This is a genomic window from Streptomyces mangrovisoli, from assembly GCF_000974985.2.
Classification (GTDB): domain Bacteria; phylum Actinomycetota; class Actinomycetes; order Streptomycetales; family Streptomycetaceae; genus Streptomyces; species Streptomyces mangrovisoli.
This window is the reverse complement of sequence record NZ_LAVA02000016.1, coordinates 114,518-137,044: the sequence shown is the minus strand read 5'-3', so window position 1 is coordinate 137,044 and position 22,527 is coordinate 114,518. Positions and strand designations below refer to the sequence as shown.

Genomic DNA, 22,527 nt, shown 5'->3' with positions numbered 1-22,527 from the left:
CAAGGGAGTTCCCATGAGTACCCTCCCCCGCACCGTGCTGGTGATCGGCGGTGGCGCGTCCGGCAACGCCGCGACGATCCTTTTGCGCCGCGCCGGGGTCGACGTGGACCTGGTCGAGGCCAAGGACGACTGGAACGCCACCGCCGGCTCCGGCATCACCCTCCAGGGCAACGCCCTGCGTGTCCTGCGCGAACTCGGCGTCTGGGAAGAGGTCGAGGAGTCCGGCTACGGCTTCGACTCCGTCGGTATCACCGCCCCCGACGGCACCGTCCTGCATGTCCAGCCCGATCTGCGCACGGGGGGTGACGACCTGCCCGCGACCCTCGGCATGCCGCGCCCCCGGCTGCAGCAGATCCTCATCGACGCCGTACGCGACTCCGGCGCCCGCGTCCGTCTCGGCACCCGGGCCTCCTCGTTCGACCAGGACGCCGACGGCGTCACCGTCCGGTTCACCGACGGGACCGAGGGCCGCTACGACCTGGTGATCGCTGCCGACGGGCTGGGATCCACCACCCGCGCCGCGATCGGCATCAGCGCCAAGCCCGAACCCACCGGCATGGCCATCTGGCGGATCGCCGTGCCCCGCCCCGAGGGTCTGACCCGCACCGACCTCGCCTACGGCGGCCCGGCCTACATCGCCGGATACTGCCCCACGAGCGACACCACCATCTACGCGTACGTCGTCGAGGCCCATCGCGACCGCGCCGCCATCCCACCGCAGACATACGCCGAGGAGATGCGTCGGCTCGCCTCCGCCTACGGCGGCTTCTGGCCGGAGATCACCGAGCGGATCACCGACCCGGCGGAGGTCAACTACACGTGGTTCGACCGGATGCTGGTCGAGGGCTCCTGGCACCGCGGCCGGATCGTCCTGGTGGGCGACGCCGCGCACTGCTGCCCGCCGACCCTCGCGCAGGGCGCCGCGCTGTCGCTGGAGGACGCCTGGGTCCTCACCGAGATGCTCGCCGAGACGGACACCTGGGACGACGACCTGCTGCAGGCGTACTACGAGCGCCGGATCGACCGCGTCCGCTCGGTGGTGGAGGCGTCGGTGCAGATCGGCCAGTGGCAGCTGGACGGCGTCCGCGACGCCGACGTCCCCGGCCTCATGGGCCGCACCATGACCATGCTCCGGGAGCTTCCGTGACCCCTTCCCCCCTCACTGTGGACGTGCACGCCCACGTCCTGCTGCCCGAGATCGAGGCGCTCGTCGAGGGCACCGCCGGGCTGGCCGAGGCAAGGGCGCTGGACGCCCGCCGCAACGGCCCCGCGGCCCTGGCCGTCAGCGGCCCGATGGTGCGTGAGCGGATCCCGAAGCTCACCGACGCGCAGGCGCGGCTGTCGGCCATGGACGCGCAGGGCGTGGACGTGCAGTTGGTCAGCCCCTCGCCCTCGCACTACCACTACTGGGCGGACCAGGAGACAGCCGCGAAGCTGTCGCGGCTGGCCAACGAGGCGACGGCGGCGCACTGCGCGGCCGCCCCCGACCGGCTGCGCGGACTGGGACTCGTGCCGCTGCAGCATCCCGGGCAGATGGCCGACGCCCTCGAACACGCCCTGGAGCAGGGGCTGCTGGGGGTGGAGATCTCCAGCCACGCTCCCGGCCGAGAGCTCTCCGACCCGGCCTACGAACCCTTCTGGGACCGTGCGGAGCGAACCGGTGCGTTGCTGTTCCTGCATCCCTTCGGCTGCACCCTCGACGAGCGCCTCGACCGCTGGTACCTGTCCAACACCGTCGGCCAGCCCACCGAGAACGCCGTGGCGCTGTCCCATCTGATCTTCTCCGGCGTCCTCGACCGCCACCCCGGCCTGAAGCTGATCGCGGCCCACGGCGGCGGCTATCTGCCCACCCACATCGGGCGTTCCGACCACGCCTGGTCGGCCCGCTCCGACGCGGGCGCCGGCTGCGCCCACCTGCCCAGCAGCTATCTCAGGCGCCTGTGGTTCGACTCCCTCGTCCACGACCCGCACGTGCTGCGCGAGTTGGTCCGTTCCGTCGGCGCCGACCGGGTGCTGCTCGGCTCGGACTTCCCCTTCGACATGGGCAGCGAGGACCCCGTCGGCGCCCTGCGCGCCGCGCACCTGTCCGACGCCGACTTCCACGCCGTGCGCGGCGCCAACGCCGCCGCCCTGCTCGACCTCGCCTGAAGGAGGCACCCCTCATGAGCGGACGTCTGCTCACCCACCTGCGGCACGTCGACCTCGCCGTGCCCGACTACGACAAGCAACTCGACTTCTACGCCGGGGTCTGGGGCCTGACCAAGGTCGCCGAGGACTCCGGGATCTCCTTCCTCGCCGCCGAGGGCTCGCCCGAGCAGTACGTCGTACGGCTGCGCAAGGCCGACGAGAAGCGCCTGGACCTCGTCTCCTACGGCGCCGCCTCCCCCGCGGACGTCGACGCCCTCGCCGAACAACTCCTCGCCGGAGGAGTTCAGTTGATCTCACAGCCCGGCAAGGTCGACACACCCGGCGGCGGCTACGGCTTCCGCTTCTTCGACGTCGACGGCCGCACCATCGAGGTGTCCGCCGACGTAGAGGCGCGTCGGCACCGCAGGATCGAGGAGAAGGAGTCCATCCCGGTCAAGCTCTCCCACGTCGTCCTCAACTCCCCCGACCTGGACCGCACCCGGGCCTGGTACGAGCAACACCTCGGTTTCCGGCTCTCCGACACCCTCAGCTCGCCGCACATGGGCGAGGTCATGCACTTCATGCGGATCAGCAACCAGCACCACTCCATGGCCATCTCCAAGGGGCCGCACACCTCCCTTCACCACGTCTCCTTCGAGATGCGCGGCATCGACGAGTACATGCGCGGCTCGGGCCGCGTCATGCGGGCCGGCTTCAAGAAGGTGTGGGGACCCGGCCGGCACATGGCGGGCGACAACACCTTCACCTACTTCCTCGACCCGCACGGCAACACCGTCGAGTACACGACCGAGTTGGAGTGCCTGGACGAGGACACCTGGCACCCGCACATCTACGACTTCTCCCAGCCCGAGGTCACCGACCAGTGGGGCACCGCCAACCCCATGAGCGAGATCGTCGCGAAGGAGTCGTTCAACGACGTCGACCGCGGCGTCTTCGTCGCCCCGCCGGTCTGATCCCCCGCGCCGGGGGTGCGGCACGTGACACGACCGCGCGCCGCACCCCCGGACCACCTCGCCAGGAGTCCCCCGTGCGCTTCGCCGCCTACGAACACCACCACCGCACCGGCGTCGCGGTCGTCGACGACGCCGGCGTGCTGTACCCGGTCCCCGGCGCCCGCTCACTGACCGAGCTCATCGCAGCCGGCCAGGGACTGGCCGCCCTCCTCGACCTCGGTGCCACCACCCTCGACGTGCCTCCCGGCCCCCACGTGAGCGAGGTCCGCCTGCTGCCACCGCTGCAACCCTTGTCCGTACGGGACTTCGTCGCCTTCGAGGAACACGTCGAGGGAGTGCGCCGCGCCGTCGACGGCACCTCGGGCGTCCCCGAGCAGTGGTACGCCGCCCCGACCTTCTACTTCACCAACCCGCACGCAATCCTGGGCGCCCACGAGGACGTCCCCGTGCCGCCCGGATCCGCCGCCCTCGACTTCGAACTGGAGGTCGCCGCCGTCATCGGACGGGCGGGCCGCGACCTCACCCCCGAACAGGCCCACGACCACATCATCGGCTACACGGTCTTCAACGACTGGTCCGCCCGCGACCTGCAGTCCGCGGAGATGAAGGTCGGTCTCGGCCCGTGCAAGGGCAAGGACACCGCCACCACCCTGGGCCCGTACCTCGTCACGGCCGACGAACTGGAGCCCTACCGCGACGAAGAGGGCTTCCTGCGGCTCGCGCTGACGGCCGAGATCAACGGCGAGACCGTCGGCACCGACCTGCTCTCCAACATGAGCTGGACCTTCGAGGAGATGGTCGCCTACGCGTCCCGCGGCACCTGGGTGCGTCCCGGCGACGTCCTGGGCTCGGGCACCTGCGGCAACGGCGGCTGCCTCGCCGAACTGTGGGGCGTACGCGGCGAACAGACCCCACCGCCGCTGAAGCCCGGCGACACCGTCACCCTCACCGTCGAAGGCATCGGCACCGTCTCCAACACCGTCGTCCCCGGCCCCGATCCGTTGCCGCTGCCCGCGGCACGCCGCCGCCCCCGGGAACGGCCGTGAACGATCTGCAGCCCGAGAAGCTGCTGGGCAAGGTCGTCGTCATCACGGGCGCGGCCCGCGGCCAAGGCGCCGCCGAGGCCGAGGCCCTCACCCGCGAGGGTGCCCGTGTCATCGCCACCGACGTCGAACCCGGCGCCGGCTGCCGACGTCTCGACGTCACGAGCGACGAGGAATGGGCCGCCCTGGCCGCCGAACTGCGCACGTCGTACGGCCAGGTGCACGGCCTCGTGAACAACGCGGGCATCACCTGGCGGGCCCGGCTCGGCGAGATCCGCCCGCAGGACATGGCACGCGTGCACGCCGTCAACGTCACCGGAGCCCTGCTCGGCATCCAGCACCTCGCCCCGCTGATGCCGCCCGGCGGCTCCATCGTCAACGTCGGCTCCTCCGCCGCCCTCACCGCGCACTACCCCGTCGCCTACACCGCCAGCAAGTGGGGCCTGCGCGGCCTGTCGAAGGCGGCGGCGCTCGAACTCGGCCCGCGCGGCATCCGCGTCAACACCGTCCACCCCGGGTTCATCGAGACGGAGATGACCGCCTCCGCACCGCCCGCCTTCCGTACGGCGAACATCCGCGAGACACCGCTGGGCCGCACCGGCACCGTCGACGACATCACCCCGCTGATCGTCTTCCTCCTGTCCGGCGACTCGTCGTTCCTCACCGGGACCGACATCCCCGTCGACGGCGGCCTGACAGCCCACGGGGGCGTCAAGTCCGTCTCCGACGCTCTGCGCGAGGAGGCGCCGTGAGGCACGTCGGCCCCACGGCACCCGCCCCCCCGACCCGCACCCGCACCGGCCGACACCCAGAACTGATTAGGACTCCCCCGAATGAACAAGGTCCGCGCGAGCGCGGCGGAAGCCGTGGCCGACATCCCGCACGGAGCATCACTCGCCGTCGGCGGCTTCGGCCTCAGCGGCGTGCCCGAGGTGCTGATCCGCGCCCTGCACGCCCAGGGCACCGGCGAGTTGAAGGTCGTGTCGAACAACTGCGGTGTGGACGACCGGGGACTGGGCGTCCTGCTGGCAGCAGGCCGGATCGCCCGCGTCACCGGCAGCTACGTGGGCGAGAACAAGGAGTTCGCCCGCCAGTACCTGTCCGGCGAACTGGAGGTCGAACTCGTCCCGCAGGGCACCCTCGCCGAACGCCTGCGCGCGGGCGGCGCGGGAATCCCCGCCTTCTACACGCCGGCCGGCATCGGCACTCAGATCGCCGACGGCGGCCTGCCCTGGCGCTACGCACCGGACGGCACGCCGATGGTGACCTCTCCTCGCAAGGAAACCCGCGACTTCTCCGGCACCTCCTACGTCCTGGAGGAGAGCATCGTCACCGACTTCGCCCTCGTACGGGCCTGGCGCGGCGACACGCACGGCAACCTCGTCTTCCGGCACGCCGCGGCCAACTTCAACCCGCTCGCGGCCATGGCCGGCCGGGTCACGATCGCCGAGGTCGAGGAACTCCTCGAACCCGGCGAACTGGCCCCGGACGCCGTCCACCTGCCCGGCATCTACGTGCAGCGCGTCGTCGCGCTCACTCCTGGGGAAGCCGCCGACAAGCACATCGAGAAGAGGACGGTACGACTCTGATGGCCTGGACCCGTGGCCAGATGGCCGCCCGCGCCGCCGCCGAACTCACCGACGGCTCCTACGTCAACCTCGGCATCGGCCTGCCCACCCTGATACCCGAGCATCTGCCGCCGGACGTCCAGGTCGTACTGCACTCCGAGAACGGCATCCTCGGCACTGGCCCCTACCCCACCGAGGACCAGGTCGACCCCGACCTGATCAACGCGGGCAAGGAGACCGTGACCGTCCTGCCCGGCGCTTCCTTCTTCGACTCGGCGCTCTCCTTCGGGATGATCCGCGGCGGTCACATCGACACCGCCATCCTCGGCGCCATGCAGGTCTCGGCCCGCGGTGATCTCGCCAACTGGATGATCCCCGGGAAGACGGTCAAGGGCATGGGTGGCGCCATGGACCTGGTGCACGGCGCCGGCCGCGTCATCGTCCTCATGGACCACACGGCCAAGGACGGCAGCCCCAAGATCCTCGACGAGTGCACCCTCCCGCTGACCGGCGCAGCCTGCGTGCACCGGATCATCACCGACCTGGCCGTCCTCGACGTCACCCCCACCGGCCTCGCTCTCGTCGAGACGGCGCCCGGCGTGACGGTCGAGGAGCTCACAGCCGCCACGCAGGCCCGTATCCGGATGGACCACACCACGTCCGCCTGCTGACCGGGCGAGCTGCGACAACGTCCGCCTGCGGCCGGGCGCGGCCCGGTCGAGGTACCGGCCGATCCGTCCCCGCCTGTTGCCCACGCCCCGCAAGATCGCACGCCTGTCCCGCCCCCTCCGAGACAGGGCCGGGGTGTGGGGCGGAGCCTTGCCTGTCCTGATCCACACCCGGGGCCTGTGTTCAAGTCTCCTTATTTCAGGGGCCGTTCGCGGCCCGTTGTCAGTGGCGGCTGCCAGCATGGGCGGTTGCGCGGGGATCTGGCTTCGAGGGGGAGGCTTTCATGCCTTGGGTACGGGACCACGTACACGCCGACCGGACACCGGTTCGCGTCGACGACACTCCGGCGGTGTGGGTGAGGCCGCAGCCGACGGTGTCGTACCCGATCCGGTTCCCCTCTCTGAAGGGGCAGCGGTGACCGGGCGGCGGCCGCCCGGGCGGCGGCGCACCACCCGGCGGCCGGCCCGGCGCCGACAGCAGCAGGACATGGAGCTGTTCGCCCTGGTCGCGGTCGGGGCGGTGGCCATCGCTCTGGTGATCGCGGTGGTCAACTGGCTGACGGCGCACTGGTGGGTGCTCGTCGTCGTCCTGGCGGCGGCTGCGCTGGCGGGCGCCGGCTGGATCCACCAGCGGCTGCAGCGAGCACGGTGGGAGGCGGTGCGGGCACACGGTCTGCGGTTCGGGCTGGGGCAGTTGGACGCGCTGCATCACTCGCGGTTCGAGGACGCGATACGGGACCTGATGCACCGTGACGGCTGCCGCAATGCGGTGCGGGTCGGCGGCGCCGGGGACATGGGGGCCGACGTGAAGGCCACGGACCCGTTCGGACGGCGCTGGGTGATCCAGTGCAAGCACCGTCGCAACGGGGCGCGGGGCTCGGCGGTGGGCACCCCCGAGCTCCAGGTCCTCAACGGGACGGCCCGGCAGGTGCACGGGGCGGACGTGGCGGTGATCGTGACGAACGGCCGGGTCACCGCGGGCGCCGTGACGTTCGCCCGGCAACAGCGCCTGCACGTGGTGGACCGGGAGATGCTGGGGGTGTGGGCCTCCAGCTCCCGCCCGTTGTGGGAGCTGCTCAAGGCCGTTCCGCCCCCGCGTCGCGCGGCCCCGTCGAGCTGATCACCGCTCCGTCGAGGGGAATCCGGCGCAGCTGCCGGGTTCCCCTCCTTCACAAGACCGGCCCTCCACGACATCCGCAGCGACGACGCCACCGGCAGGCGCCGTGGCCTTCGCCAGGCAACGCCGAACAGCTCGGAAGCGGTCGACACGAAGGGAAAAGCGTTGGCCTCTCGTCCCGGACCCGGCGACCATGGCTTCCGTGAAACCCCTCAAGATCATCGCGGGCGACGCGACCAACCCTCAGGCAAAGGGCCCGAAGATCATCGCCCATGTCTGCAACGACCTCGGCGGATGGGGCAAGGGTTTCGTTCTGGCCGTCTCACGGCACTGGCCCGAACCGGAACGCGAGTACCGCCGCTGGCACCGTGAGCGCGCAGGCAACGACTTCGCCCTCGGAGCAGTGCAGATGGTTCGCGTCCGATCCGACATCCTGGTCGCGAACATGGTCGCGCAGCGCGGGACGAAGGTCGGCAGCGGCGGTCCACCCATCCGATACGACGCCGTCGGACACTGCCTGCGGACCGTCGCGGAACGCGCCCTCCTCGACAACGCCTCTGTTCACATGCCCCGGATCGGCTGCGGTCTGGCCGGCGGGACGTGGCAACGCATCGAACCGATCATCATCAAGACCCTGAGTGCCCGCGGGATCGCCGTCACGATCTACGCCCACGCTTGAGGCCGACCCTTCCACCTGTCCGCCGCCGCGGACGACGGCAGGACGAGGCATACGGCGGATCCGGCGATGGATCTGGACAGCAGGTCAGGCCGGTCAGGCGGGTTGCAGAATGCCCCTCCCCATCTCGGCGAGCTGGTCGGCGATCTGGCCGGGGCTGCGTTCGCCCACCTGCTTCTGCAGCAGCGGCGTGTGATCGAGTATCAGGTCGCGGAGCTGGCGGGCACCGGGAGGCGCGTGGTGGAAGAGCTTGCCGAGCGCGTAGGCCTGCTTCACCTGGAACGTGGTGTGTTCGACCCGGTGGGTCTCGTACTTCGACACCGCGGCGCGTACGGCGCCCAGATCGGCCAGGTCGACCCCGGCGAGGGACTGTCCGAGGAAGTATCCGTCGACGATCGACATGCCGGCGCCGTAGGCGGCGTACGGGCTCGTCGCGTGGGCCGCGTCACCGGCCAGGACCACCCGGCCCTCGGACCACCGTTGCGGGGGCGTCCCGAGGTCACGCACCGGCCACACGGTCATCTCCGGCGTGCTGGCCTCGATGATGCGCCGCAGGTCGTCCGGGAACTCCCGGGCCAGCGCGAGACAGTGTTCCTTCAGCGCGACCCCGTCGGGGACGGCGGCGTCGGGGTCCCACGCCTGCACGAAGTACCACCCGATGCCTTGGCGGCCCCCGCCACGGATTCCGGCCCAGCTTCCCTGGACGGTCGCGGAGTGGCGGATGACGAACTGCGCGGGGTCGAGTCCATCGGGGATGTCGAAGGTGTAGCCCATGAAGACGACCAGCCGGTGCGCGCGCACCTCGGTGCCGGGCACGAGCTGGCGCCGTATGCGCGAATGGATCCCGTCGGCCCCGACGAGGAGCGGGGTCTGCACCGTGGTGCCGTCGCCGAGTGTCACCTCGACGTGGTCGCCGCGGTCTGCGAAGGACTCGACGGCCTTGCCTGCGGTCACCTGGTCCGCGGGCAGCGTGTCTCGCATGAGCTTGTACAGGTCGGGGCGCAGCACGCCCCAGATGTAGCCGCCGAACTCGGCGATCTGCGCGGGGTCGAACCTGACGTCGACCCGGAGGCGATCCTCGGAGTTGCGGAACGTGACGGGGCACGGGGAAGCGAGGTCAGTGGTGTCGACGCCCATGCTCTGCAGGGCCTTGACGGCAGGTGCCCACAGGTTGATGCCCCCACCCTGAGGCGTGCTGTCCTGCGCGCGTTCGTAGATGTGCACGTCGTGGCCTGCGACGCGCAGGGCCAGGGCGGTCGCCATACCGGCCGGACCGCTTCCGGCGATGACTATCGGGTTGTTCATGTCGGTGCGATGACCTCTCGTTGCGGGGCTGTGGCGCGGCGCCGGTGGGCGACCGCGGGAGAGCACGGCCGGGCACCGCGGCGGTGGCCGGATCGGGGATCCGGCCGCGTGCGGTGCGCCGGTGGCGGGCTCAGCCGGTGGTGGTGTGCAGCGTCGCTTCCGGTACGGCCTCGGTCAGACCGTCGACGCGTGTCAGGAAGGTGCTGGTGCGGGGGTGTGCCAGGTGGGCGTCCAGGGCGGCGCGGTCGGCCCAGACCTCGGTGCACACGATGACGTCGGGGTCCTCCAGGTCGGCGGCGAATGTGTAGCTCACACAGCCGGGGGCGCCTCGGGTGTCCCGCGCCATCTCCACGGCCGCGGTGACCAGTCGGTCGCGGGATCCCGTGACCGCACGGGCGCGGGTCAGAACGATCAGCATCGATACCCCCAACATAACCGTAGCGTGCGCTACGGTTATTAGAACCGGGTGAGGGTGTCTGCTGTCAACAGGCGGGAGCCGACATCGTGCCCCGGATTCGGAGGGCGGTCCGCGCGGGCCGACAATGGGGTCATGGCCACCTCAGCAGCGCGCAGCGACGACTTCGCCATCCGTGAGCCCCGCCAGGAGCGCACCCGGCAGGCGTGGATGCGCATCCTGGACGCCGGCGTCGCCCTGGTCGAGGAAGGCGGCTACGAGGCGTTCACCATCGCCGCGCTGTGCGACCGGGCCCAGGTCGCGCCCCGCGCCCTCTACGACCGCACGACCAACAAGGACGCGCTGTTCCTCGCCGTCTACGAGCACGGCATCGCGCGCATCGCCGAGGACCAGCGCGTCTTCGCCGATCCGGGCGCATGGCAGGACCTGGCCCCGAGCGAGCTGATCACGGCGGCGGTCGCCGAACTCTCCGCCGTCTTCCGCCGCCACGCCGCCTTCCTCAAGCCGGTGATGCTCCTCTCCGGCGTCCACCCGGAGGTGGCTCGGCGAGGCAGCGCACATGTCCGCGCTCTCGGCGACGCCTTCACGGCACTCCTGCTCCGCGAGCGGGCGAGCTTCGCACATCCGGACCCGGACCAGGCCGCATGGCACTGCTTCGGCACCGTGTTCTCGGCGTGCGCGATGCGCACCTCGCACGGCGCCGGCTTCGCCATGCCGGCCGTGGACCACGAGGTCTTCACCGCGCAGCTGGCCCTGACGGCCCGGCGCAGCCTGCTCTGCGCCGATCCCACCGGCTGACCGCCGGAACGCGCCTACGACGGTCGCGCGCCGACCACCCCTGCGGCCGACGGCTCACTCGATCCGGACCCGTCACCCGATCCGGACTCGTGACGGGCTCTCGGGGGCGGAGGCCGCGTCCGGCGCCGCACCGCGGCGTGTCGGGGGCAGCCGTACGGCCGCCACCAGTGCGGTCCGGACTTGACCACCGGCCGGGCACATCGCCGCGACCTTCGCACCGGGCACGGACGCGGCCCGGCGCCCGCACGGCCGGACGGCCGCCCCCATGGCGGGACGGCCCTCGGCGCCGGCGGGTCGCGGTCGGGCTCCGGCCTGCGTGTGGACGGGGCAGTGTCAGGCCCTCGCCTCCGTCCGGGCGGGTCGCGGGGCGTCCGCTCGCACCACGCGCCGCCGCCGGGTCGGCAGGCCCACCGTCGGGTTGGCGACGCCCCACGCCGCGCCCTTGCAGATCAGTTCCTTGTACACGGCGGCCGAACGGCCCGTCAGGACACGGTCGACGGCTTGGTCGTCGGCGGTGACGAACTGGATCAGGCCCTCCTTGCGGCCCAGGGAGACGCACTGCTGGTAGTACCGGATGGAGACCTGGGGCACCTTGGTGCCGGTGAGCCGGGCGGCGATGGCATCGGCGGCCTGCCAGGCCATGGGCACTCCCGACGCGCAGGACATGCGCAGGGGCTTGTCCTGGGGGCCGACGGCCAACGCCGCGTCGCCGATGGCGTACACGTCGGGATGCGAGACCGAGCGCATGGTGGAGTCGACCAGGATCCGACCGGTCTCGCTGGTCTTCAGGGTGGTGGCGCCGGCGATCGGGTGGACGGCGAAACCCGTGGTCCACACGGTGACCGCGGCGGGGAGGGTGCGGCCGTCGGCGGCCGTCGCGCCGTCCACCGCGACGGCGGTGACGGCCGCCTCCTCCTGTACGTCGATGCCGAGTCCGTCGGTCACCTTGCACAGGTGGGCGCGGCCCTTGGGCGAGAGCCAGTCGCCGAGGGCGCCGCGGACGGCCAGGCGGACGTCGAGGTCCGGGCGGGCCTCGGCGATCTCGGTCGCGGCCTCCACGCCGGTCAGTCCGCCGCCCACGACGAGTACCGGGGCGCCCGCGTCCAGTGCGGCCAGGCGGTCGCGGAGGCGGCGGGCACCCGGCCTGCTCGCCAGTTCGTCGGCAAATTGGGCGACGCCCGGGACGTCCCCGTGGTTCCAGCGACTGCCGAGGGCGTAGACCAGGGTGTCGTAGGGCAGCTCGGCGGGCCCGTCGGCGCCGGTGACGGAGACCGTCCCGCGGTCGGCGTCGACGGCGGTGACCGTGGCGAGCACCAGTTCCACGCCGGTGCCCGCGAACATCTCGTCGAAGGGCCGGGCCTTGAGGTCCTGCCCGGTGGCGAGCTGGTGCATCCGGACACGCTCGACGAAGTCCGGCTCGGGGTTGACGAGCGTGATGGCGACGTCCGCGCGGTGCAGTCGCTTGGCGAGGCGGCCGGCGGCGACGGCTCCCGTGTAGCCGGCTCCGAGGACGACGATGCGGTGCTGCATGTCCGTGCTCCTGTCTGGAACGGTCCGCCGTGGTCCGGCGTGGTGTGCCTCTTGAACCGGGCAGCCCGACGATTCCTGACAGGATCCGGATGTGTCCTGCGTCACATCCCGCGCGTAGGTGTCAGAGGGTGCAGATCGGCCCTTCCGCGTGCTCCGCGGCGGCCCACTGCCGCGTCGCGCGGACGAGCTTGTCCGGGTTGACCTGGCTGCGGACCGCCGTGATCCCCTCCGGGGTGACCTCCAGGCAGGTGATGGCGGCGACGCGACCGTCCACGACCGCGACGATCGCGGGTCCGCCGTTGGCGATGGCGGCGTACATCCCGGGAACGCCGCCGATGTACGCCCGCTTGGCCGGACTGGGCTTGAACAGCCCGCGCAGGAACGTGGCGACCGCCTTCGCGCCCTCGAACGCCTTGGCACGGGCCGGGACCTTGCCGCCGCCGTCACCGATGGCCACGGCGTCCTGGGTGAGCAGGCGCACCAGGGGTTCCGTGCGCCCGCTGGTCGCGGCCTCCAGGAACTCCTCGACGACCCGTCGCGCGGCGGCTTCGTCCACCTCGGTGCGCGCCCCGCCCTCCGCGACGTGCTTCTTGGCCCGGTGGTAGAGCTGCTGGCCGGCCGCCTCGGTGATGTCCAGGATCTCGGCGATCTCCCGGTGGGGGTAGTCGAACGCCTCCCGCAGGACGTACACCGCCCGCTCCTTGGGCGACAGCCGTTCCAGCAGGACCAGGACGGCGTAGGACACCGACTCGCGCTGTTCGGCGGTGTCGGCCGGGCCGAGCATCGCGTCCCCGGCGAGCAGCGGTTCCGGCAGCCACTGCCCCACGTACGTCTCGCGTCGCGCGCGGGCCGAAGTCAGCTGATTGAGGCAGTAGTTGGTCAGGACTCTGGTCAGCCACGCCTCGGGGACCTCGATCCGCCCGATGTCGGCCGCCTGCCAGCGCAGGTACGTCTCCTGCACCGCATCCTCCGCCTCGGCCGCCGAGCCGAGCAACCGGTAGGCGATCGCTTCCAGCCGGGGCCTGGCGGTCTCGAACCGGTCGACGTCACTCATGATCGAGGCCATGCGACGATCGTAGACGCCCGGTGCGCCGATACCGCGGGCGAGGCGGCAGACGCCCTCACGACCGGGAAAGGGTCTGGCTTCCCGGCAGCTTGTCGTAGGTCACGAAGGTGTAGGTCGCGTCGTACGACAGCAAGTTGCCATCGGACGCGGGCAGGCCGAGCCGTCGGTCGAGCAGGCCGGTGAGCGGACCGCAGTGGCTGACCCCCGGGGCGGTGAACGTGTCGTCGTACGCGGAGAACTTGATGATCGGCGGGTCCTGGGATATCCACTCCGACGGCCCGGACCGCTTGAGCTGGAAGTCCACGGGGGTCTCGCCGCCGATGGCGCACCGCCGCGACAGCAGGGGGTTCGTCAGCTTGAAGCGCAGACTCAGCCGCCCCGTGTAGAAGTCGGAACTACCGCCGTACTCCGCCGTGATGAACAGCTTCTCCGGGCGGTGCCCGGCTCGCTCTCCCCGGCCGGAGGCCCTGGTCCCGTCCAGTCCTCCGGGTACGGGCGTGGGCGTGCTGTGCATCGCACCCCAGACCTGCCCGGCACTGCCGTCGGGGAGCGGGCCCTCGGCATGCGTCATGGTGATCGGGGCCAGCGTCATGGTGACGTTCCCCAGGGTCACCTCGGGGGCGGCCGTGTGCACCTCGCAGCGCCACTTCGCCGGGTCCACGCCCGCGGGCAGGGACGGGCAGTCGCCGAAGTCGGCGGGGCCCTGCGCCGTGGACGCGGCCGTCGGTCCACCGCTCTCGGTGGGAGCCGGCGGTGAGGCGGACTCGGCGTACGCCGGGGTCGGCGCGGACAGGGCCGCCAACGCGAACGCGGCGACGCCGAGGGCACCGACGGCGGCACGCCTGGCCGAGCTGGAGCGGCGGTGATCTGTGAAGGTCTGTGGCATGGATCCAGCGTGCCGCCGGGAGCTCCTGCGTCACATCGGTGACATCCCGGAGCCGCCCCCGACCCACCCCTGACACAGCGTCAGGGATCTGCTGGGTGTGGAGGCGTGTGCGGCGTTCGCGCTCCGCACGCGATGTCCGGCCCGAAGGCCCGGGACCGCCGCCCTCTGCTTCGCCGCCGCCTACCAGGTCGCCGGGAACAGCTGCCGACCCAGGTCCTCGACCGGCCGGCCGCCGCGGAAGGAGCCAGCGCCGAGGCCGGCGCAGTGGAGTGCGGGCCGCAGCGGGTCGAGCGACTGGCCAGCGCTTGCCCCGCACCCTCCTCGCCACCACCTCCTTGGCCAGCTCCACGGTCGCCGACGACGACCCCACTCAACTCAAGTCCACCGTCTGCGAGTTGAACCCTCAGGTGCACCGCCTGCGGGAGGCCGTCCCTCTCGCCCCCCGACCCTGAACACCCCGCCCCACCCATCCGCACAACCCCACACCTCTAACAGACATACACGTTCCTCTGGGTGTGGGAAACAGTTATGCTCCACAAGCACGCCGGCTGTCGGACCCCGAAACGCGGAGGCAGGCACTTGCACGGTGGAACAGTCATGCCCGAACCGTCACCCGACGGCCGCTGCCGCCTCACAGAAGCGCCCCGAACGTGACGGCGCCGGTCGGAGACTGAGACCCCGGAGCCCATTCCGTGGCTCCACCCTGCCTGCTGATAGGGCGACCCCCGGCCGACGCGCGGCCTGCCCTGCCCCACGCGCCGCCCAAGGCAGGTACAGCAGGCGTCCGACCGCCTGCCCCGAGGGCAGTCGCGGCCTGTCCGGGACCGACAGCCCAGGAGCCTGACCCGAATCCGGCACAGAAGAACAGAAGAGGAGCAGAACATGGCCGACGGGCCGACGGGCAACGACGGCGACGGGAAGTGGCTGATAGGGGCCATCGGCACCGCGCTGGCCGTCGCCGCCTTCTTGGGCATCCACAACGTCTCCCAGCTCGAGGACTGGGCCAAAGGCTCCAGCCACACCGCCGGCACCCCGCAGCCGACGTCCGCCTTCTCGACGACCCCCCTCTTCTCGCCGGCACCGGCGACGACGGCCACCTGCTCCTCCGACCCGTACTGCGGCACCACCCACTTCAATGCGGAGGGAACCCCTCAGTTCGACGGAGACTGCCGTACCAGCAGCGACGGCGGGTGCCCGGTCTCGCGCGTGTTCACCAACAACGGCACGGAGACCGGTGGAGCAACCGCCACTTTCACCCTCTACAAGGACTCCAACCACACCGACGTCGCCGCCACGTGTACCGCCATCATCCCGTCCACCCCCCAAGGCGGATCCGTCACCGCCCGGTGCACCATCCAGACGTCCTACGACGGCAAGGTCTGGCTCCGCGCCATCCCCAACAACCCCACGGACTGACGCACCCACCCACACCACCCTGACCCGCCGCACCCGCCCGACAGCCAGGCCGGCACCCCCGGCGCCCCCGGCCGACGACAGCGCGGCCTGACCAGGAGCCCGGCGAGGACCAGGGCGAAGGGGCACAGGGTCAGGGTGTCCGGCCCGCCGAGCGCGTCGAGCCGGACCCCGATCTGCCGCGTGTTCAGCTCTCCGACGGCTCGTCGGGGGAACTCGGCTGCGCGTCGAAATCCGGCGGAAAGCGGGAACTCTCACTCCGACCGTGCACGAGCACCTGAGACGGCGACGGGCTCTCGCGCCTGAACGCCTGAATGCCTCAGCGCCTCAGCGCCTCAGCGCTTCCTCGCGCACTCGTTGGCAGCTGCGGGTGATGAGCCGGGACACGTGCATCTGTGACAGCCCCAGCTTCTCGCCTATGCGGCTTTGCGTCATGTCCTCGAAGAAGCGCATGTAGAGGATGGATCGTTCTCGCTCGGGCAGCCGCCGCAGCGCCTCCTTCGCGGACTCCCGGTCCACCACGACGTCGTAGGAGGGATCGCTCTCGCCCAGGGTGTCGGCGAGACTGCGCCCCTCGCCGCCTTCGGTCAGTTCGGCGTCCAGTGACAGCGCCTTGAAACTCTCCAGTGCGTCGAGACCTGCGGCGACATCGTCCACCGTCATATCGCAGTGGGCGGCGATCTCGGCGTGGCTCGGCTCCCGTCCACCGGGACGCTCGGCGAGTTCCCGGCGTGCCACCCGCACCTTGTTGCGGAGCTCCTGGACACGCCGGGGCACTCGCACGGCCCACATCCGGTCCCGGAAATGCCGCTTCACCTCGCCGGTGATGGTCGGAATGGCGTAGCTCTCGAACGCTCCTCGGGCGGGGTCGAAACGGTCGACGGCCTTGACCAGACCGAGGGCGGCGACCTGCCGCAGGTCCTCGACGGATTCACCGCGGTCACGGAAGCGGCCGGCGAGCCGGTGCGCCATCGGCAGCCACAGGGCCACCAGCTCCTCCCGCACACGGTCGCGCTCGGAACCGGCCTCCAAGCGTGTGAGGCGCGCGAAGAGGGGGGCGGACGCGGGGCAGCCTTCATGAGCCCGCGTGGGGACCCGCGATGTCACACAGGGCTCCGACGCGGAGCCTCCGACAGCGTGCGGACGGGAGTTCACGGGCGAATCAGAGAGCACAGGGTCCACTCCTGAACGGGTGAGCGCCGTGCACGGGCCGGAACGACCAGGCACGACAGCGAACAAGCCGGGTTCGCCGCACGGAGTTCCACTCGGCCGGAAGCAGTGCGGCGGCAGAGGGAGGAGCCCGCTCGGCATGCGCCTCCGGTCCGAAGCGCCACGGTGGCGCGTGCCCCGCCGCCGCGACAGCAAACACCCCGTCACCGAGGGTGACCACACCCGTGGCTCGTCCACCCACCGTCCCTCGCCTCGGTCCCACGCGCTCCTCCGCCGCCGCACTGTGAAATCGGCAGGCGGGCGGAATGGCCTGCGTCCGTCCTGCGCGGTTACCTGGAAGAATGGGTAGCAGGCGTACGGGCCGGCGACGTGGGAGGCGGACGTGGACTGGGTGGCGTTCGCGCAGCAGATGGCGGCGATGGCGCGGGATCTGCTGGCGCAGGATTCGGTGGATGCCACGCTGGAGCGGATCACCGCTTCGGCGACCGAGCTGGTCACGGGGTGTGACGCGGCCGGCATTCTCGTGCTGCACGGCACGCGGGTGGAGAGCCTCGCCCCCACCCATCAGCTGGTCGTGGACAGCGACCGGCTGCAGGAGCGGCTGGGCGAAGGACCGTGTTTCGACGCCGCCCGCAGCTCTCTGGGCGACCGGGTGTTCCGGATCGCCGATGTCACCGACGAGCAGCCGCGGTGGCCCGCCTACGCTCCCGAGGCCAAGGCCCTCGGCATCGGCAGCATGATGGGCTTCCTGCTGTTCACCGACGACGAGGATCTCGGCGCCCTCAACCTCTACTCCCGCGAGCCCGGCGCGTTCACCGAGGACAGCGAGACGGCCGGCTGGCTGCTGGCCTCGCACGCCGCCGTCGCCTTCTCCGCCGCCCGCACCCACGCCCAGATGGAACATGCGGTGGCGACCCGGCACCTCATCGGCGAAGCCATGGGCATCCTCATGGGCGCCCGCCACCTCACCGAGGAGCAGGCCTTCGACGTCCTGCGCCGCTACTCCCAACAGAACAACATCAAGCTCCGCGAGGTCGCCCGCCGCATCTGCGCCCAGGGCAGCCTGTAGTCACCGTCTGCAGCCGTCGGCAACCGCCCGCCGGGAGGTCCTGGTGCCTCCCCGGCACACGGTCCGAACCGGAGAGGCCTGGGCCGGGCGGGCCTCCCGGGGGACGCCGAGCGCCCGGTCCTGCCCGCCGGGTCCCCCGCCTTCCGCACCCGACACCTGCCACGCCCCACCGGCCACGACCCTGCCGAACGCATCACGGAAGGGCCGCCCTCGGCCTCCCGCGCCTGACGGCCGGTCAAGGCCGGCGTCCCGGATCGCTGCCTCCCCGGGCGCAGTGTGTACCGGGCTCCGAGGTGGGAACCCGCGGCAGGGGAACAGGGCATTTCGGACGGCGGAGGCATCCATGGCCGTACGACACCGTTTGATAAGGAAGTCTCCCGACGACGTCTGGAAGATCCTTTCCGACGTCGAACGGTACGGGGACTGGGTCGTCGGTACCTCACGGGCCGCACTGGACGAGGGGGTGTGGCCCGAGCTGGGAGCGGCCCTACGCTACGAGATCAAGATCGGACCGCTCACCCTGCACAACCAGACCGTCGTCCGGCGCAGCGAACCACCCTCCGTCCTGGAACTGGAAGCGCACAGCGGGCCGCTGGGGACCGCGAGGATCGCGATGGAACTGCGGCCCTGGGGCGAGCACACACTGATCATCCTCGACGAACATCCGCTGCGCGGCGCGGGCGGCGCCCTGCACAACAGCCTCCTGGACGCGGCGCAGCATCTGCGCAGCCGCGCGATGCTGGCCCGTCTCGCCCGGCTGTGCGAGGAGGACGACACCTCGTCCCGCACGACAGCCGGGCGACCGCGACCGCGCACGGCCTGAACCGGCGCCGACCGGCGCCGAAAACACGGAGGCAGCCCGGCGCCGGAACCTGGAGCCGGCCGCGCCCCCTCCCAGGTGCCGCACCACCCAACCGGCCGGGAGCACATCATGACGGACGCAGTAGTGATCGGGGCCGGTCCCAACGGGCTGGTCGCCGCGAACCTCCTCGCCGACGCGGGCTGGAGCGTGGAAGTCCTCGAGGCCCAGGACGAGCCCGGAGGAGCGGTCCGGCACGACCGCGGGGTCGACCCCGACTTCGCCAGCGATCTCTTCAGCGCCTTCTACCCCCTCGCCGCCGCCTCCCCCGTCCTGGCCGGCCTGCACCTGGAACGGGAGGGGCTCGGCTGGAGCCACGCCCCGAAGGTGCTCGCCCATCCGTTGCGGGACGGCCGCTGCGCGGTCCTCAGCCGAGACCTGGACGAGACGGCGGCGAGTCTGGAGGCGTTCGCCCCCGGTGACGGAGCCGCGTGGAAGGAGCTCCGGGACGACTGGGAAGCCCTACGGCCCGGCCTGCTCGACGCCCTGTTCACACCGTTCCCTCCGATCCGCGCCGGCGCCCGGCTGGCGCTGCGGCTGCGAGCGGCAGGCGGGCTGCGGCTGGCCCGGACCATGCTGCTGCCCGTCCGGCGCATGGGCGAGGAGAAGTTCTGCGGCGAAGGAGGCAGGCTTCTGCTCGCCGGCAACGCCCTGCACGCGGATCTCGCACCGGAGTCGGCCGGCAGCGGCGGATTCGGCTGGCTCATGTCCATGCTCGGCCAGACCTACGGCTTCCCCGTCCCCACCGGCGGCGCCGGAACGCTCACCTCGGCTCTGGTCCGCCGACTGGCGCACCGCGGCGGCGCTGTCCGGTGCGGGGAGCGCGTCACCGAGGTCGTCGTCCGCGACGGCCGAGCCGTCGGCGTCCGCACCGGGGGCGGGGAGACGGTCACGGCCCGCAGAGCGGTCCTCGCCGACGTCACCGCGCCGGCGCTCTACGGTTCCCTCGTCGCGGAAGAACACCTTCCCAGCAGGCTGCTCGCCAACCTGAAACGCTTCCAGTGGGACTTCGCCACCTTCAAGGTCGACTGGGCACTCGACGGTCCGGTGCCCTGGACCTGCGCGCAGGCCGCGCAAGCGGGAACCGTCCATCTCGCGGAGGGCGTGGACGCCCTCACCCGCTTCGCCGCGCAGATCGCCACGGGCCATGTCCCCGACGAACCCTTCGCCCTCTTCGGCCAGATGACCACCACCGACCCCAGCCGTTCGCCCCGGGGCACCGAGTCCGCCTGGGCGTACACGCACATACCGCGCCGGGTGCGCGGCGACGCGGGGGACGACAGGCTCACCGGATCCTGGGACGCCCGGGAGCAGGAAGCCATGGCGGACCGTGTCGAGACACAGGTCGAGCGGTACGCCCCCGGCTTCCGCGCTCTCGTCAGAGCCCGGCGGATCCTCGCCCCGCCGACGCTGGAGAGTCTGGACGCCAACCTCGTCGGCGGCGCGATCAACGGCGGCACCACCGCACTGCACCAGCAGCTGGTGTTCCGTCCCACCCCCGGCGCCGGCCGTCCCGAGACCCCCGTGCGCGGGCTCTATCTCGCCTCCGCCTCCGCGCACCCGGGCGGCGGCGTCCACGGCGCACCCGGCGCCAACGCCGCGCGCGCCGCCCTCCGCCGACAGCGCACCGGCGCCGTCGCCCACCTCCAGAAACGACTGACCCATCGCGACCGCGCCGGACAGCGCTGACAGCGCCCACGCCCCGGCACCCGGCACCCCCCGCACCCCGGCGGGGATCACCCCGCGAGAACGCCCGGCAGGGCCAGCGCGCCGAGCAACGTGATGCCCGCCAGGAGCCAGACCACGTAGTCGCCGATGTGGCCCGAGTGGAGGCGGCGGAGCGGCTTCGTCCAGGCGTGCGGTTCCCGGCGGACGGGGCCGCGGACGCTCGCGCCGGCCAACACCACCGCGAGCGCGGCCGACACCAGGCCCAGGACGAGACCCTCCGCAGTCCAGTGCGGTGGATTCCCGGCGTCGAACGCCTCGCCCACCCGCGTCGCGAAGCCCGGGAGCAGACCCGCCACGAGCGCCCCACCCAGCAGGACGGCCGGTACCGCGGTCATCGTCGTGGGCACCCGGCCGAGCCGCCCCCGGCTCTCCGGCTCCTCCCGGTCGCCCGTCGTCTCGAACGCCTGCGCCGCCGCGGGCCGCTCCCCCGCACCGAGGAACACCCGTGCCGCGACCCGGAGCACCGCCCCCGCGGTGACCGCCGACGTGGCGACGAACACGACGGTGAGCATCGCGCCGCCCGCCTCCTCCGCGAGCGCCTTGCCGAGACCCGTGGAGAACGGAGGCAGCCCGGACAGCGCCAGCGCGCCGATCGCGAACAGCACACCGACCCCCTTCAACTCACGTGCGCGACCGAACAGTTCATGCTCGTCGACGCTGCCGTACCGATCCAGCAGGATGCCCGTGCAGGCGAAGAGAGCGGCCTTCGCACCCGCGTGGCCGGCGATGTACACGGCGATTCCGCTGGTCGCCGTGGAGTCGAGCAGACCGATGCCGATGAGGAACAGACCCGTGTGGGCGACGGTGGAGAAGGCGAGGAGCCGCTTGATGTGCCGTTGCTGCCAGCACATCACCGAACCGGTCAGTGCCGTCAGGACGCCGAGGGTGACCAGGGCGCGTTCGGCGTCCGGCGCCGGGATGCCACCGGGTCGGGCGAAGACGGTGTGGTACACCCGCCACACGCCGTACGTGCCGAGTTCGACCATGACCCCGGACAGCAGCATGCAGACCGGGGTCGGTGCCACGGCGTGCGCGTCCGGCAGCCAGAAGTGGAACGGCACGGCCGCCGCCTTGACCAGGAGACCGGTGAGGACCAGGACGAAGGCGGACAGGGTCAGCGCGTCGGGCCCGCCGAGCGCGTCGAGTCGGACCCCGATCTGCCGCATGTTCAGCTCGCCGGTGCGGGCGTACAGCAGCACGATCCCCGTCAACGTCGCGTACGCGCCGAGCGAGTTGACCACTCCGAACGTGAGCGCGCCCTGCACGGCCTTCGCCTCCTCCACGCGATAGCCGGTCAGCGCGTACGCCACGACACCCATCAGCTCGAAGAACACGAAGGCGTCGAAGAGGTCCCCCGTGAGCGCGAAGCCGCACATGCCTGCCTGGAAGAGCAGGACGAGCGCGGGGAAGGAGCCCGCGTGCCGGTGCGGCGGCTCGTCGAAGTAGCGCCAGGAGTAGACGAGTACGGCGACGACGAGGAGGGAGACCAGCGACGCCAGGCCGGCCCCCGGCACGTCGCCGACCAGGACGATGCCGACCCCCTCGCCGCCGTGCGGGCGCCAGCCGCCCACCCACTCGACGGCCCCCGGCCCCGCATCGGCAAGGAGCGCGACGGCCAGCCCCGCGGTGGCGGCCGCCACGGCGCAGCCGATCGTCTCGGCGACGACGCGCGGCAGGCGGCGTCCGGCGCCCACCAGGACGGCGGCGCCGAGCAGCGGCAGCGCGACGACCAGGGGCAGCAGTCGGCTCATCCGCGCAGCTCGGACAGTTCGTCGGGGTCGACCGTGCCGTGCCGCTTGGCGACCTGCATCACGAGGGCGAGCAGGAGGGCCGTCACCGTCGCGCCCACCACCACGTCCGTCAGGGCCAGCGCCTGCACGACGGGGTCGACCAGCGGTCTCGATCCCGGTCGCAGGTCGGAGAAGACGGGAGCGGTACCGCCGTCGCGATAGCCCACGGCCAGCAGCAGCACGTACGTCGAGGACTGGCAGACCGCCAGGCAGCCGACCGCGTGCACCAGATGCCTGCTGGTGGCGAGGCCGTAGCAGCCGGCCAGGAAGATCCAGCCCGCGACCAAGTACGGCACGACGGACATCATGACGCCCTCCTGTCCCC

Annotated in this window: 22 protein-coding genes; 14 read left to right on the top strand and 8 right to left on the bottom strand. The window is 71.8% G+C overall.

The features are described from left to right. The first annotated feature begins 13 nt into the window (after positions 1 to 13). The 9 genes from WN71_RS08345 (at position 14) to WN71_RS08305 (ending at position 8,176) form a co-directional block, all read left to right on the top strand. On the top strand, positions 14 to 1,147 hold the full coding sequence (locus WN71_RS08345) for an FAD-dependent oxidoreductase (RefSeq protein ID WP_046582113.1): 1,134 nt from the start codon (positions 14 to 16) through the stop codon (positions 1,145 to 1,147). After that, positions 1,144 to 2,148 (top strand): amidohydrolase family protein, encoded by a 1,005-nt coding sequence (locus tag WN71_RS08340; RefSeq protein WP_046582115.1) that lies wholly within the window; start codon positions 1,144 to 1,146, stop codon positions 2,146 to 2,148. The genes WN71_RS08345 and WN71_RS08340 overlap by 4 nt, the downstream gene beginning before the upstream one ends. Before the next feature lie 14 nt (positions 2,149 to 2,162). After that, a complete protein-coding gene (locus WN71_RS08335; RefSeq protein WP_046582117.1) occupies positions 2,163 to 3,101 on the top strand; it encodes a VOC family protein in 939 nt (312 codons plus the stop codon). Positions 3,102 to 3,175: 74 nt separating this feature from the next. Further along, a complete protein-coding gene (locus WN71_RS08330; protein WP_046582119.1) occupies positions 3,176 to 4,147 on the top strand; it encodes a fumarylacetoacetate hydrolase family protein in 972 nt (323 codons plus the stop codon). Beyond that, positions 4,144 to 4,896, top strand: a complete 753-nt coding sequence (locus tag WN71_RS08325) for an SDR family NAD(P)-dependent oxidoreductase (protein WP_046582121.1) — start codon at positions 4,144 to 4,146, stop codon at positions 4,894 to 4,896. The genes WN71_RS08330 and WN71_RS08325 overlap by 4 nt, the downstream gene beginning before the upstream one ends. 81 nt (positions 4,897 to 4,977) lie before the next feature. Then, complete coding sequence (locus WN71_RS08320; RefSeq protein ID WP_046584263.1) at positions 4,978 to 5,733, top strand: CoA transferase subunit A; 756 nt, start codon at positions 4,978 to 4,980, stop codon at positions 5,731 to 5,733. Then, complete coding sequence (locus WN71_RS08315) at positions 5,733 to 6,383, top strand: CoA transferase subunit B (protein WP_046584264.1); 651 nt, start codon at positions 5,733 to 5,735, stop codon at positions 6,381 to 6,383. Before WN71_RS08320 ends, WN71_RS08315 begins: the two co-directional genes overlap by 1 nt. A gap of 484 nt (positions 6,384 to 6,867) precedes the next feature. Beyond that, a complete protein-coding gene (locus WN71_RS08310) occupies positions 6,868 to 7,500 on the top strand; it encodes a restriction endonuclease (protein WP_046584265.1) in 633 nt (210 codons plus the stop codon). 199 nt (positions 7,501 to 7,699) lie between these two features. Beyond that, positions 7,700 to 8,176, top strand: a complete 477-nt coding sequence (locus WN71_RS08305) for a macro domain-containing protein (protein WP_079177736.1) — start codon at positions 7,700 to 7,702, stop codon at positions 8,174 to 8,176. A gap of 93 nt (positions 8,177 to 8,269) precedes the next feature. Here the strand turns inward: WN71_RS08305 and WN71_RS08300 are convergent, their stop codons facing one another. Together WN71_RS08300 and WN71_RS08295 are read right to left on the bottom strand one after the other, a co-directional pair. Then, positions 8,270 to 9,478 carry an FAD-dependent oxidoreductase gene (locus tag WN71_RS08300; protein ID WP_046584267.1) on the bottom strand — a complete coding sequence of 403 codons (1,209 nt, stop codon included), beginning with the start codon at positions 9,476 to 9,478 and terminating at the stop codon, positions 8,270 to 8,272. A 130-nt stretch (positions 9,479 to 9,608) separates the two neighbouring features. Then, on the bottom strand, positions 9,609 to 9,896 hold the full coding sequence (locus WN71_RS08295; protein ID WP_052742977.1) for a putative quinol monooxygenase: 288 nt from the start codon (positions 9,894 to 9,896) through the stop codon (positions 9,609 to 9,611). A gap of 132 nt (positions 9,897 to 10,028) precedes the next feature. Between WN71_RS08295 and WN71_RS08290 the strand changes: the two genes are divergently transcribed. Then, a complete protein-coding gene (locus WN71_RS08290) occupies positions 10,029 to 10,691 on the top strand; it encodes a TetR/AcrR family transcriptional regulator (RefSeq protein WP_046584268.1) in 663 nt (220 codons plus the stop codon). Positions 10,692 to 11,024: 333 nt separating this feature from the next. Here WN71_RS08290 and WN71_RS08285 read toward each other — a convergent pair whose 3' ends face one another. The 3 genes from WN71_RS08285 to WN71_RS08275 form a co-directional block, all read right to left on the bottom strand. Beyond that, entirely contained in the window at positions 11,025 to 12,221 is a 1,197-nt protein-coding gene (locus WN71_RS08285; RefSeq protein ID WP_046584269.1) for an NAD(P)/FAD-dependent oxidoreductase, read from the bottom strand. A 121-nt stretch (positions 12,222 to 12,342) separates the two neighbouring features. Further along, positions 12,343 to 13,287, bottom strand: coding sequence for an RNA polymerase sigma-70 factor (locus tag WN71_RS08280; protein ID WP_046584270.1), 945 nt, complete (start codon positions 13,285 to 13,287; stop codon positions 12,343 to 12,345). A gap of 55 nt (positions 13,288 to 13,342) precedes the next feature. Then, positions 13,343 to 14,173, bottom strand: a complete 831-nt coding sequence (locus WN71_RS08275) for a hypothetical protein (RefSeq protein ID WP_046584271.1) — start codon at positions 14,171 to 14,173, stop codon at positions 13,343 to 13,345. An 882-nt stretch (positions 14,174 to 15,055) separates the two neighbouring features. Between WN71_RS08275 and WN71_RS08265 the strand changes: the two genes are divergently transcribed. After that, positions 15,056 to 15,589: a hypothetical protein gene (locus WN71_RS08265; protein ID WP_046584273.1), complete on the top strand. Its 534-nt coding sequence runs from the start codon at positions 15,056 to 15,058 to the stop codon at positions 15,587 to 15,589. A 324-nt stretch (positions 15,590 to 15,913) separates the two neighbouring features. Here WN71_RS08265 and WN71_RS08260 read toward each other — a convergent pair whose 3' ends face one another. Beyond that, positions 15,914 to 16,693, bottom strand: coding sequence for a SigB/SigF/SigG family RNA polymerase sigma factor (locus tag WN71_RS08260; RefSeq protein WP_240529595.1), 780 nt, complete (start codon positions 16,691 to 16,693; stop codon positions 15,914 to 15,916). Between the two features lie 445 nt (positions 16,694 to 17,138). On the opposite strand from WN71_RS08260, the gene WN71_RS08255 reads away from it, so the two are divergent. The 3 genes from WN71_RS08255 to WN71_RS08245 all read left to right on the top strand — a co-directional run bounded on the left by WN71_RS08255 (position 17,139) and on the right by WN71_RS08245 (position 20,373). After that, on the top strand, positions 17,139 to 17,825 hold the full coding sequence (locus WN71_RS08255) for a GAF and ANTAR domain-containing protein (protein WP_240529594.1): 687 nt from the start codon (positions 17,139 to 17,141) through the stop codon (positions 17,823 to 17,825). Between the two features lie 343 nt (positions 17,826 to 18,168). Continuing rightward, positions 18,169 to 18,648 (top strand): SRPBCC family protein, encoded by a 480-nt coding sequence (locus tag WN71_RS08250; protein ID WP_046584275.1) that lies wholly within the window; start codon positions 18,169 to 18,171, stop codon positions 18,646 to 18,648. A gap of 108 nt (positions 18,649 to 18,756) precedes the next feature. Beyond that, on the top strand, positions 18,757 to 20,373 hold the full coding sequence (locus tag WN71_RS08245) for a phytoene desaturase family protein (RefSeq protein ID WP_206300043.1): 1,617 nt from the start codon (positions 18,757 to 18,759) through the stop codon (positions 20,371 to 20,373). A gap of 47 nt (positions 20,374 to 20,420) precedes the next feature. On the opposite strand, the gene WN71_RS08240 is transcribed toward WN71_RS08245, so the two are convergent. Both WN71_RS08240 and WN71_RS08235 read right to left on the bottom strand, forming a co-directional pair. Next, positions 20,421 to 22,163 carry a complex I subunit 5 family protein gene (locus WN71_RS08240; protein WP_046584277.1) on the bottom strand — a complete coding sequence of 581 codons (1,743 nt, stop codon included), beginning with the start codon at positions 22,161 to 22,163 and terminating at the stop codon, positions 20,421 to 20,423. Further along, positions 22,160 to 22,510, bottom strand: coding sequence for a sodium:proton antiporter (locus tag WN71_RS08235; RefSeq protein ID WP_046584278.1), 351 nt, complete (start codon positions 22,508 to 22,510; stop codon positions 22,160 to 22,162). Before WN71_RS08235 ends, WN71_RS08240 begins: the two co-directional genes overlap by 4 nt. Positions 22,511 to 22,527: the final 17 nt, after the last annotated feature.

Coding starts and splice junctions, on each gene's coding strand:
- WN71_RS08265 (WP_046584273.1), top strand. CDS start 15,056: ATGGCCGACGGGCCGACGGGCAACGACGGCGACGGGAAGTGGCTGATA.
- WN71_RS08300 (WP_046584267.1), bottom strand. CDS start 9,478: ATGAACAACCCGATAGTCATCGCCGGAAGCGGTCCGGCCGGTATGGCG.
- WN71_RS08285 (WP_046584269.1), bottom strand. CDS start 12,221: ATGCAGCACCGCATCGTCGTCCTCGGAGCCGGCTACACGGGAGCCGTC.
- WN71_RS08250 (WP_046584275.1), top strand. CDS start 18,169: ATGGCCGTACGACACCGTTTGATAAGGAAGTCTCCCGACGACGTCTGG.
- WN71_RS08295 (WP_052742977.1), bottom strand. CDS start 9,896: ATGCTGATCGTTCTGACCCGCGCCCGTGCGGTCACGGGATCCCGCGAC.
- WN71_RS08335 (WP_046582117.1), top strand. CDS start 2,163: ATGAGCGGACGTCTGCTCACCCACCTGCGGCACGTCGACCTCGCCGTG.
- WN71_RS08310 (WP_046584265.1), top strand. CDS start 6,868: ATGGAGCTGTTCGCCCTGGTCGCGGTCGGGGCGGTGGCCATCGCTCTG.
- WN71_RS08290 (WP_046584268.1), top strand. CDS start 10,029: ATGGCCACCTCAGCAGCGCGCAGCGACGACTTCGCCATCCGTGAGCCC.
- WN71_RS08235 (WP_046584278.1), bottom strand. CDS start 22,510: ATGATGTCCGTCGTGCCGTACTTGGTCGCGGGCTGGATCTTCCTGGCC.
- WN71_RS08280 (WP_046584270.1), bottom strand. CDS start 13,287: ATGGCCTCGATCATGAGTGACGTCGACCGGTTCGAGACCGCCAGGCCC.
- WN71_RS08240 (WP_046584277.1), bottom strand. CDS start 22,163: ATGAGCCGACTGCTGCCCCTGGTCGTCGCGCTGCCGCTGCTCGGCGCC.
- WN71_RS08345 (WP_046582113.1), top strand. CDS start 14: ATGAGTACCCTCCCCCGCACCGTGCTGGTGATCGGCGGTGGCGCGTCC.
- WN71_RS08320 (WP_046584263.1), top strand. CDS start 4,978: ATGAACAAGGTCCGCGCGAGCGCGGCGGAAGCCGTGGCCGACATCCCG.
- WN71_RS08245 (WP_206300043.1), top strand. CDS start 18,757: ATGACGGACGCAGTAGTGATCGGGGCCGGTCCCAACGGGCTGGTCGCC.
- WN71_RS08315 (WP_046584264.1), top strand. CDS start 5,733: ATGGCCTGGACCCGTGGCCAGATGGCCGCCCGCGCCGCCGCCGAACTC.
- WN71_RS08275 (WP_046584271.1), bottom strand. CDS start 14,173: ATGCCACAGACCTTCACAGATCACCGCCGCTCCAGCTCGGCCAGGCGT.